This window comes from Thauera sp. 63 (assembly GCF_000310165.2).
Taxonomy (GTDB): Bacteria; Pseudomonadota; Gammaproteobacteria; order Burkholderiales; family Rhodocyclaceae; genus Thauera; species Thauera humireducens.
The window spans coordinates 23,987-36,990 of sequence record NZ_AMXC01000003.1 but is presented as its reverse complement, the minus strand read 5'-3'; the positions used below and the strand labels follow the sequence as shown (position 1 = coordinate 36,990).

Genomic DNA, 13,004 nt, shown 5'->3' with positions numbered 1-13,004 from the left:
GTCAGTCCAGCACGAGCGCGAGTGCCAGCGGCAGGAACACCACCGCCGCAAGGTTGCCGATGAGCACCATCGAGGCCACCTTGCCCGGCTCCTGCTGGTAACGCTCGGCGAACATGAAGTTGAGCACCGCCGGCGGCAGGGCGCCGAACACCAGCACCAGGGCCTGTTCGCGCTGCGGCAGTTCGATGACCTGCAGCACGGCCCACGCCAGCGCGAGCCCGATCAGCGGACGCGCCAACCCGCCGCCCAAGACCCCGACACCAAGCGCACTGATGCGCGAATCCGCGAGCCGCACGCCCAGACCGAACAGCATCAGCGGGATGGAGATCTCGCCAAGCATGCGGATCGCCGTTAGCAAGGGGGGCCAGACCTCGAAGTGCGTCAGGCTGACGGCAAGGCCGAGGAAGGTCGCCACCACCGACGGGACTTTCCACACCGTCAGCAACCGGACCCGGTGATCGAGCAGCCAGGCGCCGAATGAAAAGTGGATGAGGTTCGACACCATGAACAGCACCACCATCGGCGCCAGCGCCGCCTCGCCGAAGGCCAGCACGGCCAAGGGCAAGCCCAGATTGCCGCAGTTGTTGAACATGATCGGCGGCACCAGCGTCTTGGGATCGATGCCGACCGCACGCGCCAGCACCCACGCTGCGAGACCGGTCCCGACCACCATCAGCGTCGCGGCGCAGATCAGCGGCAGGAAGGCACCAACATCGAAAGCCTTGTTCGCCAGCGCAGCGAACACCAGTGCCGGCACGAAGACATCCATGTTCAGCTTGTTGGCGTGGGACAGATCCGGCTTGACGCGGCGTCCGACGAAATAGCCGAGCGCGGTGATCGAGAACAGCGGGAAGAGGATTTCGACGATTCGGATCAGCATGACAGGGATCGGTGGAGGGAATGGAGCTGCGCCCCCGGGGCGCACAGCGCATGCCTTGCCTAGAAAAGCCTGCGCCCCGGCCGCGACAACCCGCCGCCGGGGCGCATCTGGGCAGGAAACGGCACCCCGCCGCTCAGAGCACGTAACGCGCCAGGTCCTCGCGTTGCGCCAGCATGTCCAGACGCGAGTCGACGTAAGCGGCATCGACCATCACCGTGTCGAGCCCGCCCTTGCCCGCCTCGAACGAGACCTCCTCGAGCAGCTTTTCCATCACCGTGTACAGACGACGGGCGCCGATGTTCTCCGTCTTCTCGTTGACCCGGTAGGCGATCTCGGCAAGACGGCGGACGCCATCGGGCGCGAAGCGCAGCGTGACGCCATCGGTGGCCAGCAGCGCCTCGTACTGACGGGTCAGGCAGGCGTCGGTGCTGGTCAGGATGCGCTCGAAATCCTCGACCGACAGCGACTCGAGCTCGACCCGGATCGGGAAGCGGCCCTGCAGTTCCGGGATCAGGTCGGACGGCTTCGACAGGTGGAAGGCACCGCTGGCGATGAACAGGATGTGATCGGTCTTGATCATGCCGTACTTGGTGGAGATCGTCGTACCCTCGACCAAGGGCAGCAGGTCGCGCTGGACCCCCTGGCGCGACACGTCGGCGCCATGCACGTCGCTGCGCGCGGCAATCTTGTCCACCTCGTCGAGGAAGACGATGCCGTTCTGTTCCACCGCACGGACCGCCTCGAGCTTGACCTCCTCGTCGTTGATCAGCCGTGCGGCTTCCTCGTCGGCGAGCAGCTTCAGCGCCTCGCGGATCTGCAGCTTGCGCTGCTTGCGCTTGCCGCCGCCCAGGTTCTGGAACATGCCCTGGATCTGCTGCGTGAGCTCCTCCATGCCCGGCGGGGCGAAGATCTCGGCGCTCATCGACGGCGCGGCGACCTCGATCTCGATCTCCTTGTCGTCGAGTTCGCCTTCGCGCAGCTTCTTGCGGAATTTCTGCCGGGTCGCCGAATCTGGCGCAGGCTCCGGTTCCGCGTTGAACGCCACGGGGCGGGCCGGCGGCAGCAGGGCGTCGAGAACGCGGTCCTCGGCGGCATCGAGCGCGCGGTCGCGTACCGACTTCATCGCGCGTTCGCGCCCATCCTTGATCGCGATCTCGATCAGGTCGCGGATGATGGTGTCCACGTCGCGGCCGACGTAGCCCACTTCGGTGAACTTGGTCGCCTCGATCTTGATGAAGGGTGCGTTGGCAAGCCGCGCCAGGCGACGGGCGATCTCGGTCTTGCCGACGCCGGTGGGCCCGATCATCAGGATGTTCTTGGGCGTGATCTCGCTGCGCAGCGGCTCGGCGACCTGGGCGCGGCGCCACCGGTTGCGCAGCGCGATCGCGACCGCCTTCTTGGCCTTGTCCTGCCCGACGATGTGCTTGTCGAGTTCGGAGACGATCTCCGGCGGGGTCATCTGGGTCATGCGTTCAACCTCAATCCAGCACTTCGATGGTGTGGTGGTGATTGGTGTAGATGCAGAGGTCGGCGGCGATGCCAAGCGCCTTCGACACGACCTCCTTGGGCTCGAGCGCCGTGTTCTCGATGAGCGCCCGCGCTGCCGACTGGGCATAAGCGCCGCCGCTGCCGATGGCCACGATCCCCTGCTCCGGCTCAAGCACGTCGCCATTACCAGTGATTACCAGCGAGTGCTCGCGATCGGCCACGGCGAGCATGGCCTCGAGCCGGCGCAACATGCGGTCGGTACGCCAGTCCTTGGCCAGTTCCACCGCGCTGCGCAGCAGGTTGCCCTGATGCTTGTCGAGCTTGGCCTCGAAGCGCTCGAAGAGCGTGAACGCGTCGGCCGTGCCGCCCGCAAACCCCGCAAGGATATTGCCGTCATAGAGCGTGCGGACCTTGCGCGCCGACGCCTTGATGACGATGTTGCCCAGGGTGACCTGGCCGTCCCCGCCGAGCGCAACGCGATTGCCGCGCCGCACCGACAGGATGGTGGTGCCGCGATACTGTTCCATGCCGATTCCTCGCCGGCTGAAGGCCGGCGTCGATGATGCAATGAGTTCTAACTGCGCAGCGTGACGTGCGCGACCTGGTCGACGCTCATGACCCGCAGCAGTGCGGCAACCATGGCATTGACGTTGCGTAGGCCCACGAGTTTACCCTGAGCCTGGAGCGTCGCGAGGATGTTGAACAACTGCCCCGCGCAGACGAAATCCAGCCGGCGCAACTGCGTACAGTTCACCGTCACCTCGCGCCGGTCGGCCACATAGGCAGCAAAACGCTTGAGCGCGTCGTTCGATGCGCCACAGAGCTCTCCTTCCAGCGCAAACCCGTCCGGCTCCGGTGTCGTGGCGGGCTCGGGTGTCGTCACCGGCTTCATTCCGGAAATGGCCGCTGCCGGGGGCGGCAGGCCTTTCCATGAGGGCGGCGACTCCTCGAACGTGATCGCATAGTCGATGGCAAGGTTCTCGAAGCGCTCCTCGTCGCCCGAGTGCTGCAACAGTTCGAGCAACAGCAACCAGGTGTCGCGATCTTCCGCGCGCCCGGCCTCGACGCGTTTGCCAAGTTCATCGACCAGCGGCCCCACATTGACCAGAGAGACCTTGATCCGTTCGGCTGCAAGCTCGTCGAGCACCGCGCGCAGCTGCCCGCAAGCGCCGTCACCCAAGCCCTTGAGCCGGCCGACGTCGATGCGGGCAGAGCCCGTCCGACGCGCGGCGACCGCGATCTGTCGCAACTGCGCCTCGGCCTGTGCCGACAAGCTTCCTGCCAGGCTGACCGTCGAGGGGCGCGGCTGGGCCGGCTTTGCGACGCCGACCGACAGATCGACCCAAGGTGGTGGCGAACGCTCGAAGCGCGTCGCGTAGTCGAGCACCCGCGACTCGAACTGCTGGCGCTTCCCCGTCAAGCGGTAGAGGTCGAGCAGCATCATCCACAAGCCCTCGCCGGGATTCGACGACGGCTCGTCCAAGGTGGCGACCAGCACCTGCTCGGCTTCCGCCACATTGCCGTTTGCGTAGAGAACCGCAGCTTCCTCGTAGGCGGCGCCGATCCCCGCACCGACCTCCTGAACCTCGACCTCGGCCAGACCGCGCCCCGCATCGGTCGCGGCGAAATCGAGTTCGGACAGTTCCGTAGGCGGGGGCGGGAGGGTGAAGCTGTCGCCTTTCACGGACGGCTCTTTCCCCGCGGGCGCAGCGCTACCCGTTGGTTTCCGACCGAAAAAAGGAATTGCCACGCCGCCGTCCGTCCTGAATGATCGATGCAGTCCCGAAAGATTCTCGGTCAAGGATAGCACTTCCTGCAGCGCGGCTGGGTTGGCGCCCACCGCGGCCCATTACGTTTTGCAAAACTCGGCATCACCGCCCCCCTTCCCTTGCACCGGGGCTCGGATAGAATGCTGCAATGCAACTGAACTCCCCCGCCACAGCGGCTGCGTCAGACGAGACATCGCCTGCGCAGCCGTCTTTTGTGCTGCCCGTCCGTGTCTATTACGAGGACACTGACGCGGCCGGTGTCGTCTACTACGCCAACTATCTGCGCTTCTGCGAGCGGGCCCGCACCGAATGGCTACGGGCGCTCGGTTTCGAGCAGCAGGCGATGATGACATCTGCCGGCACGGCCTTCGTCGTGCGATCGGTGCAAGCCGACTACCTTGCCCCCGCTCGCCTCGACGACGCACTCGAGGTCGTCACGCGCATCGCAACACTGCGCCGCGCCAGCCTCCTGTTCGACCAGGCGATCCGTCGCCAGGGGCAACTTCTGTTTACCGCGCAGGTCCTAGTGGCCTGCATCGACACCCGCCGCCAGAAACCGGCATCCATTCCGGCCGACCTGCATTCCCTCTTCGAAAGAAGCTTCGCATGACCGTCACTCACGACCTCTCCATTCTCAGCCTGATCAGCCAGGCCAGCGTCCTCGTCCAACTGGTGATGGCGCTGCTCGCCACGCTCTCATTGGTCTCCTGGTACTGGATCTTCCGCAAGTGGTTCCAGATCCGCGCCGCACGTGCCCAGACCGACGAATTCGAACGTGACTTCTGGAGCGGCGGTGATCTCAATACCCTGTTCGAGGCCGCCACGCGTCACGAGACCGGCGGCATGGAGCGTATCTTCGAAGCCGGTTACCGCGAGTTCACCAAGCTGCGCGCCAAGGGCCACGACCATTCGGCCATCCTCGACGGCGCCCGCCGCGCCATGCGCGCCACCTATCAGCGCGAGGTCGACGACCTCGAGGCACACCTCGCCTTCCTCGCCTCGGTCGGCTCGGTGTCGCCCTACATCGGCCTGCTCGGCACCGTGTGGGGGATCATGAACTCGTTCCGCGGCCTGTCCAGCGTCGGCTCGGCCACACTGGCCCAAGTCGCCCCCGGCATCGCCGAAGCGCTCGTCGCCACTGCCATCGGCCTGTTCGCCGCGATCCCGGCCGTCGTCGCCTACAACCGCTTCGCGCACGACATCGACCGCCTCGGCATCCGCTTCGAGAGCTTCATGGAAGAGTTCTCCAACATCCTGCAGCGCAACCTGCGCTGACGGCCCCGGAGACCTGTGATGCGCCAACGCCGTCTCATGAACCAGATCAACGTCGTGCCCTACATCGACGTGATGCTGGTGCTGCTCGTGATCTTCATGGTCACCGCGCCGATGATCCAGCAGGGCACGATCAACGTGCCCTCCGCCGGCGCGGGAACCCCTCCGCCGCAGGCCGAGGCCATCTTCATCGAGGTCAAGGCCGACGGCGCGCTTGCGCTACGTCCAGGCAACAGCGGCAACTCGCGCCCGGTACGCAAGGACCAACTGGAGATAGCACTCAAGGAAACCCTGGCGAAGAACCAGGAACAACCGTTTCTGGTCGCAGCCGACCCGAAGCTCGATTACCAGAAGGTGATCGACGTGCTCGAGGTCGCCCGTAGCGCCGGGGTGCGCAAGATCAGTCTCGTCACCCAGAACACCAGCCCGCAGAAATGAGGGAACGCGCAGCAACGCCCCGCGAAGCGCCGGGCAAATGGCAATCCCTCGGGTTGACCGTCGCGGTCCATCTGGGCCTGTTCCTGTTCCTGTTCTTCGGGATTCGCTGGCAGAGCGCGCCCCCCGCCGCACTGGAGGTCAGCCTTGCCAGCGCGCCGCGCATCGCCGCGCCCGCGCCCGCGCCCAAGCCGGAACCGACTCCGCCCCCCAAGCCGGAGCCGAAACCCGAGCCGAAGCCGGAACCCAAGCCCGAAGTGAAGCCGGAGCCGAAGCCGGAACCCAAACCGCAGCCCGAGCCACCCAAGCCCGCACCCAAACCCGAGATCGCCACAAAGGCGCCGGAGAAGAAGCCGGAGCCGCCCAAGCCTGCGCCCAAGCCGGAGCCGAAACCCGAGCCCAAGCCCCAACCCAAACCGGAGCCCAAGCCCGAACCGCCCAAGCCGCAACCCAAGCCGGAGCCGAAACCAGTACCCAAGCCGGAGGCCAAGCCCGAGCCCAAGCCGGTGCAGGACGACTACATGAAGCAACTGCTCGCGCAGGAAACACAGGCCGCACAGAACGCGCGCCTGGAGGGCCTGCTCAAGCAGGAATCCGCACGCGCCGGCGCCCAGGGCGACATGGACAAGTACAAGCTCGCCATCGCCACCAAGGTGCGCGGCAATCTGCTGCGTCCGCCGGGCCTCAGCGGAAACCCCGAGGCGACGTTCGAGGTCGATCAGCTGCCTTCGGGCGAGGTGCTCAACATCCGGCTCAAGCGCTCGTCGGGCGTCCCTGCGCTGGATGAGGCCATCGAGCGTGCGATCCGCCGCTCGAGCCCGCTGCCGCTACCCGCCAACCAGAGCCTTTTCCAGCGCACGATCGAGTTCAAGTTCCGCCCGTTGGCAGACGAGTAAGTCTGCCTTATCTACTTAATTTGTCTATATAATCCGCGGCTGGAGTACGCCCACATGATCCGATTCCTCACCGCCTTCCGCCTCCTGCTGATTCTCGCGCTCGCCAGCCTCGCCTTTGGCGCCCGCGCCCAGCTGTCCATCGAGATCACCGGTGCAGGCGCATCGCGCTTCCCGGTGATCATTCCGATCTTCGAGAATGAAGGCCAGCTGCCGAACAGCGTCACCGACGTCGTCCGCGCGGACCTCGATCGCAGCGGCCTGTTCAGCCTCGTCGACCTCGGCCCGCTCGCGCTGCCCGAGTCGGCCATGCCCGATCTGCCCGCCATGCGCGGCCGCGGTGCCGATGCCGTCCTGACCGGCAGCGTCATTCCGCTCGGCGGCGGACGCTACGACGTGCGTTTCCGCCTGTTCGACACGCAGAAGCAACTCGAGCTCGGCGCCATGGCCATGCCGATGATGGCCTCGCAGAACCGCCTGATCGGACACCGCATCGCCGACTTCGTGTACGAGAAGCTCACCGGGCAGCCGGGCTACTTCTCGACCCGCATTGCCTACGTCATCAAGAGCGGCCCCAACTTCGAGCTGCAGGTCGCCGACGCCGACGGCATGAACGCCGCAACGGCACTGCGCTCGCGCGAGCCCATCATCTCGCCTGCCTGGTCGCCGGACGGCCAGCGCCTGGCCTACGTCTCCTTCGAGCAGAAGAAGCCGATCATCTACGTACATACGCTCGCCACCGGTCAGCGCCGCGTGGTCGCCAACTTCAAGGGCTCGAACTCCGCACCCACCTGGTCACCGGACGGCAACCAGCTCGCCGTCGTGCTGACCAAGGACGGCCAGTCCCAGCTCTACGTGCTCAACGCCGACGGCTCAGGCGTGCGGCGCCTGGCCAGCTCCTCGGGCATCGACACCGAACCCTTCTGGGGCAACGACAGCAACATCTACTTCACCTCGGATCGCGGCGGCAGCCCGCAGATCTACCGTATCTCCGCTGGCGGCGGCAGTGCCCAGCGGGTGACCTTCGACGGCAGCTACAACGTGACTCCGCGCCTCTCGGCGGATGGCACGCTGCTGGCCTTCATCACCCGCAACGCCGGCCGCTTCCAGGTGGCCGTGCAGGACCTTGCCACCCGCCAGACGACGATCCTCACCGATTCGGCGCGTGACGAATCCCCCAGCTTCGCTCCCAACGGCCGCATGATCCTCTACGCCACCGAAAGCGGTGGTCGGGGCGTGCTGTCCGCGGTGTCGTCGGATGGACGGGTGAAGCAACGCCTGACGGTGCAGGCAGCCGATGTGCGCGAACCCGCCTGGGGTCCGCAGCCGCGGCAATAAAAAAGCTGTAATCACTGCTGTCTTCAACTCAAGCAACCGGAGCATCACCCATGAAGAAACTTGCACTCCCCGCCCTGCTGTCGCTCGTCCTCGCCGCGTGCTCGAGCACCGGCACCGACACCGCCGCCACCAAGGTCGAAGACCGTTCGGGCGCCGGCGTCACCACCGTCACCGCCGGCAGCCCGTCGGGTTCTGGCATTGCCGCCCTGACCGATCCGAACAACATCCTGTCCAAGCGCAGCGTGTTCTTCGACTTCGACAGCTACGTCATCAAGTCGGAAGCCAAGCCGCTGGTCGAAGCGCACGCCCGCTTCCTGGTGCAGAACCCGCAGATGAAGATGCTCATCCAGGGCAACACCGACGAGCGCGGCAGCCGCGAGTACAACCTGGCGCTGGGCCAGAAGCGTGCCGACGTCGTCAAGCAGGCACTGATGCTGCTGGGCGCCAAGGAAGCGCAGATCGAGTCCGTCAGCCTGGGTGAAGAGAAGCCGCGTTGCGACGACGCCTCCGAAGCCTGCTACGCCGAGAACCGTCGCGGCGACATGCTGTACTCGGGCGAGTTCTGAGATGAAGCGCCTGCTGCCGCTGGCGGCGCTGCTCGCACTGTCATCGGCCGGACCCGCGCAAGCGGGTCTGTTCGATGACGCCGAGGCCCGTCGCCAGATCACCGAAATGCGCCAGGATCTCGAAAGCCGACTCGAAACCACCAGCCGTGGCCAACTCGAGCTCGCCAACCAGAACGAACAGTTGCGTGCCGAAGTGGCGCGCCTGAACGGCCAGATCGAACTGCTGGTGAACGAGGTTGAAACCCTCAAGCAGCGGCAGCGGGACTTCTACGTCGATCTCGACACCCGTCTGCGCCAGATCGAAAGCGCCGGCCCGGGCGCGGGTGCAGCCAATGCCGATCCGGCCGCGGAGTCCGGCGAGTACGAAGCCGCCCTCAACCTGCTCAAGGACGGCAAGCACAGCGAGGCGCTCGCCGCCTTCGACGCTTTCCTCGCCAAATACCCGTCGGGCAGTTTCAGCGCCGGCGCGCATTTCTGGGCCGGCAATGCCGCCCTGCAGGCCAAGGACGTCAACGCTGCCAACAAGCATTTCAACACCGTGCTGACGCGCTGGCCGAATGAGAACGTCGCACCCGACGCCATGCTCGGCCTTGCCAACAGCCAGCAGGCACTGGGCGATGCCCCCACGTCCCGCCGCACCCTGCAGGCGCTGGTCGAGCGCTACCCGCAGAGCAACGCCGCACAGGTCGCCAGGCAGCGCCTGGGCCAGCGCTGAGGCGTAGTCGTGACGAAAGCGACGATGACGGCACCCGCCGTCAAGCTGCGCATTACCGAAATCTTTGCCTCGATTCAGGGCGAGTCGACGTGGGTCGGCCTGCCGACCGTGTTTGTCCGTCTCACCGGCTGTCCGCTGCGCTGCAGCTGGTGTGACACTGCCTACGCCTTCACCGGCGGCGAAAACCGGTCGCTCGACGAGGTTCTCGCCGAGGTAGCGCGTCACGGCCTCAAGCACGTGTGCGTCACCGGCGGCGAACCGCTGTCGCAGAAAGGCTGCCTGCCGCTGCTGAGCGCCCTGTGCGACGCCGGCTACGCAGTCTCGCTCGAAACCAGCGGTGCACTCGACATCGGCGCGGCAGACCCGCGCGTGTCGCGCATCATGGATCTCAAGGCGCCGGGGTCGGGCGAGGTGGAGCGCAACCTTTACGACAACATCGCCCACCTGAAGGCCGAAGACGAGGTCAAGATCGTGCTCGCCAACGCGGACGATTACGCGTGGGCGAAGCAGCAGATCGCCACTCATCGGCTCGCCGAACGCTGTACCGTGCTGCTTTCCCCGGTCGCCGGCGAACTCGATCCGGCGCAGCTGGCCGAATGGATCGTGCGCGACCGCCTGCCCGTGCGCTTTCAGCTGCAACTCCACAAGATCCTCTGGAACGACGCGCGCGGACGCTGATCCGGACCGCGCTGCGCCCATCCTCGCCGGAACCCGCTTCGATGAACCACGCCAAACGCGCCGTCGTCCTGCTTTCGGGCGGCCTCGACTCCGCCACCTGCCTCGCCATCGCGCGCGACATGGGTTTCGAGACCTATGCGCTGTCGGTTGCCTATGGCCAGCGCCATGCTGCCGAACTGACCGCATCCGCCCGGGTCGCCCAGGCCCTCGGTGCAAAGGAGCATCGCCTTGCCCGCGTCAATCTCGGCCAGTTCGGCGGCTCCGCGCTGACCGACCCGGGCATCGCCGTGCCCGAGAACGAGGACAACGGCGGCATCCCGGTCACCTACGTACCTGCCCGCAACACGGTGATGCTGTCGATCGCGATGGCGTGGGCGGAGGTGCTGGGCGCGCAGGACATCTTCGTCGGCGTCAATGCCGTGGACTACTCCGGCTACCCCGACTGCCGCCCCGAGTTCATCCAGGCCTTCGAAGCCATGGCGAACCTGGCAACCAAGGCTGGGGTCGAAGGCACGAGGTTGCACATCCATGCGCCGCTGATCGAACTCAGCAAGGCCGACATCATCCGCCGCGGCGTCGCGCTCGGGGTCGACTACGGCATCACGGTGACCTGCTACCAGGCCGACGACGACGGCCGCGCCTGCGGCCGCTGCGAAGCCTGCCGCCTGCGCGCCGCCGGCTTCGAGGCGGCAGGCATCCCCGACCCGACCCCGTATCAGTTGCGCACGGACTGATTACGCACGCATCCCGCGGCGCGAGATGCCCGGCGGTGCGTCGAGCATTTTTCAACGATGCCGGCCTTTTAACCTAGAATGGCCGGCCATTTCGCCGCTGATCGCATCATGGAAGAAACGCTCGTATCCGCCTCCACCATCGTGTGGTTCGCCTTCGTCATCGGCACGGTGTTCGGACTCGTCGCCAGCCGTACCAACTTCTGCACGATGGGCGCCGTCTCCGACATCGTCAACATGGGTGACTGGAGCCGCATGCGCATGTGGGCGCTGGCCGTCGCCGTCGCCATTCTCGGCACGGCGGCGCTGCAGTACGCCGGTGTGTTCGACGCATCCAAATCCATCTACACCGGCAGCCGACTGGCCTGGCTGTCGCACATCGTGGGCGGCCTCGCCTTCGGCGTGGGCATGACGCTCGCCTCGGGCTGTGGCAGCAAGACACTGATCCGCATCGGCGGCGGCAATCTGAAGTCGCTCATCGTGTTCGTCTTCCTCGGCATCAGCGCATACATGACGCTGCGCGGCCTGTTCGGTGTCTGGCGCGTGCGCTATCTCGACAGCGTCGCCACCGACCTGACGCACGGGCAGGACATCCCGTCGTTCATCGCGGCGGCCGGCGTTGATGCGCCGACGGCGCTGGCGCTTGCAGCGGGCGTCATCGGCGGCGCCCTGCTGATCTGGACGCTCGCCAATCGCGAGGCGCGCCAGGCCGACGTGCTGCTGGGCGGGGCGGTGATCGGTGCGACGGTGGTGGCTGCATGGTACGTCTCCGGGCACATCGGCTATGTCGCCGAACATCCCGAGACGCTGGAGGAAGCCTTCATCGGCACCAACAGCGGGCGCGCCGAATCGCTCACGTTCGTCGCGCCGATGGCGTTCACGCTCGAATTGCTGATGCTGTGGAGCGACAGCAGCCGGGTCGTCACCTTCGGCATCGCGAGCGCGCTCGGTGTCATCGCCGGCGCCGCACTGCATGCAGTCGTCACGCGCAGCTTCCGCATCGAAGGCTTCCGCGACGCGCCCGACCTCGTCCGCCACATGATCGGCGGCATCCTGATGGGCTTCGGTGGCGTCACCGCCCTGGGCTGCACCATCGGCCAGGGCATTACCGGCTTGTCCACCCTGGCACTTGGCTCGATCATCACGACCGCCGCCATCATCGCCGGTTCGGCGGTGACGATGAAAATCCAGTACTGGATGATGATGCGAGAGGCCTGATCAGCGCCTGCGCTGCAGTCCCGGCCAGCCCCGCGCGCCGGCCTGCAATTTGCACCTTGACGCGCGTCGACTGGCACCCTAAAATTCTGCCTCACTTTTGGGTCGTTAGCTCAGTTGGTAGAGCAGCGGACTTTTAATCCGTTGGTCGCAGGTTCGAGTCCCGCACGGCCTACCAGAATCAGGGAAATGCCTCGGCTTCGGTCGGGGCATTTTCTTTTTCAAGGACGCTCGCGCCATGCATATCTGGGTCGATGCCGACGCCTGCCCCGTCGTCGTCAAGGAGATTCTCTTCCGCGCGGCCGAGCGCACACGACGCCCCCTGACCCTGGTCGCGAATCAGTACCTGCGGGTGCCGGCCTCGCCGCATATCCGCATGGTCCAGGTTCCAGGAGGGTTCGACGAGGCCGACAAGTACATTGCCGCTCACGTCTCCGCGGGCGACCTCGTAATCACCGCCGATATTCCGCTGGCAGCCGATGTTGTCGCCAGGGATGCCCAGGCTCTTTCGCCGAGAGGCGAACTTTTCGGCAAGGAAAACATCCGCGAGCTACTGGACATGCGCAACTTCATGGATACGCTGCGGAGCACCGGCGTCGACACCGGCGGGCCCGCGGCCTACAGTGCCGGCGACAGCAAGGCGTTCGCCAACCGGTTGGACAGCCTCCTGCGCCAGCGCCCGCAAGGCTGAACCAGCGGCCGAGCTGCACGGGTCGATTGGACAGACCCGCCTCGTGGCAGGTAGAATGCCGGGTGCAGAGAACTGGCTTTTGGCCCATTGATCCCGGCAACGGGCTACATCGGCGCCAAAGTCGCAACGGCATCGTGCGCGCGTGGTCTGGATGACATCACGCGACCTGCGAAGGCGTTCCCCTCCTCCCGCAAACCCTTGCCGTGTCATCCGGCGTTCCCTTGCGGTACCGCCCGGTTTCTCCGAGACACCTCCTGCGCCCAAGCGTCGCAGGACAGACGCGATCTCCCTTCGCAGACGGGGTCGTCCGTAATGCAGCGCGCCACCGGTATC

The 13,004-nt window shown here is 66.1% G+C and carries 15 protein-coding genes and 1 tRNA gene; 12 read left to right on the top strand and 4 right to left on the bottom strand.

All coding sequences use genetic code 11. The annotated features are described in order from the left end of the window. Position 1: 1 nt before the first annotated feature. From C664_RS04025 to C664_RS04010, 4 genes are all read right to left on the bottom strand, one after another. The gene (locus tag C664_RS04025) at positions 2–880 is read right to left on the bottom strand and encodes an AEC family transporter (protein ID WP_004253653.1); all 879 of its coding nucleotides are present in this window, start codon (positions 878–880) and stop codon (positions 2–4) included. 133 nt (positions 881–1,013) lie between these two features. Next, the gene (gene hslU, locus C664_RS04020; RefSeq protein ID WP_004253650.1) at positions 1,014–2,348 is read right to left on the bottom strand and encodes an ATP-dependent protease ATPase subunit HslU; all 1,335 of its coding nucleotides are present in this window, start codon (positions 2,346–2,348) and stop codon (positions 1,014–1,016) included. A gap of 10 nt (positions 2,349–2,358) precedes the next feature. Next, on the bottom strand, positions 2,359–2,895 hold the full coding sequence (gene hslV / locus C664_RS04015; RefSeq protein ID WP_004253647.1) for an ATP-dependent protease subunit HslV: 537 nt from the start codon (positions 2,893–2,895) through the stop codon (positions 2,359–2,361). A 47-nt stretch (positions 2,896–2,942) separates the two neighbouring features. Next, a complete protein-coding gene (locus C664_RS04010) occupies positions 2,943–4,118 on the bottom strand; it encodes an STAS domain-containing protein (RefSeq protein WP_038010898.1) in 1,176 nt (391 codons plus the stop codon). A 167-nt stretch (positions 4,119–4,285) separates the two neighbouring features. Between C664_RS04010 and ybgC the strand changes: the two genes are divergently transcribed. The 12 genes from ybgC to C664_RS03950 all read left to right on the top strand — a co-directional run bounded on the left by ybgC (position 4,286) and on the right by C664_RS03950 (position 12,671). After that, positions 4,286–4,747, top strand: a complete 462-nt coding sequence (gene ybgC, locus C664_RS04005; protein WP_082794364.1) for a tol-pal system-associated acyl-CoA thioesterase — start codon at positions 4,286–4,288, stop codon at positions 4,745–4,747. After that, a complete protein-coding gene (tolQ, locus tag C664_RS04000; RefSeq protein WP_004253640.1) occupies positions 4,744–5,412 on the top strand; it encodes a protein TolQ in 669 nt (222 codons plus the stop codon). The genes ybgC and tolQ overlap by 4 nt, the downstream gene beginning before the upstream one ends. Before the next feature lie 18 nt (positions 5,413–5,430). After that, positions 5,431–5,847 (top strand): protein TolR, encoded by a 417-nt coding sequence (gene tolR, locus C664_RS03995; RefSeq protein WP_004253638.1) that lies wholly within the window; start codon positions 5,431–5,433, stop codon positions 5,845–5,847. Further along, the gene (locus C664_RS03990; RefSeq protein ID WP_038010895.1) at positions 5,844–6,740 is read left to right on the top strand and encodes an energy transducer TonB; all 897 of its coding nucleotides are present in this window, start codon (positions 5,844–5,846) and stop codon (positions 6,738–6,740) included. Before tolR ends, C664_RS03990 begins: the two co-directional genes overlap by 4 nt. A gap of 54 nt (positions 6,741–6,794) precedes the next feature. Continuing rightward, entirely contained in the window at positions 6,795–8,075 is a 1,281-nt protein-coding gene (gene tolB, locus C664_RS03985) for a Tol-Pal system beta propeller repeat protein TolB (RefSeq protein ID WP_004253634.1), read from the top strand. A 50-nt stretch (positions 8,076–8,125) separates the two neighbouring features. Further along, complete coding sequence (pal, locus tag C664_RS03980; protein WP_004253631.1) at positions 8,126–8,641, top strand: peptidoglycan-associated lipoprotein Pal; 516 nt, start codon at positions 8,126–8,128, stop codon at positions 8,639–8,641. A 1-nt stretch (position 8,642) separates the two neighbouring features. Next, a complete protein-coding gene (gene ybgF / locus C664_RS03975; protein ID WP_004253628.1) occupies positions 8,643–9,356 on the top strand; it encodes a tol-pal system protein YbgF in 714 nt (237 codons plus the stop codon). A gap of 24 nt (positions 9,357–9,380) precedes the next feature. Continuing rightward, on the top strand, positions 9,381–10,034 hold the full coding sequence (gene queE, locus C664_RS03970) for a 7-carboxy-7-deazaguanine synthase QueE (protein WP_004253626.1): 654 nt from the start codon (positions 9,381–9,383) through the stop codon (positions 10,032–10,034). Between the two features lie 41 nt (positions 10,035–10,075). Then, entirely contained in the window at positions 10,076–10,768 is a 693-nt protein-coding gene (queC, locus tag C664_RS03965) for a 7-cyano-7-deazaguanine synthase QueC (protein ID WP_004253622.1), read from the top strand. Positions 10,769–10,876: 108 nt separating this feature from the next. Continuing rightward, complete coding sequence (locus C664_RS03960) at positions 10,877–11,983, top strand: YeeE/YedE family protein (RefSeq protein ID WP_038010947.1); 1,107 nt, start codon at positions 10,877–10,879, stop codon at positions 11,981–11,983. Between the two features lie 99 nt (positions 11,984–12,082). Beyond that, a tRNA-Lys gene (locus C664_RS03955) sits at positions 12,083–12,158 on the top strand. A gap of 60 nt (positions 12,159–12,218) precedes the next feature. Beyond that, positions 12,219–12,671, top strand: a complete 453-nt coding sequence (locus C664_RS03950; RefSeq protein ID WP_004253617.1) for a YaiI/YqxD family protein — start codon at positions 12,219–12,221, stop codon at positions 12,669–12,671. The last annotated feature ends 333 nt before the right edge of the window (positions 12,672–13,004 follow it).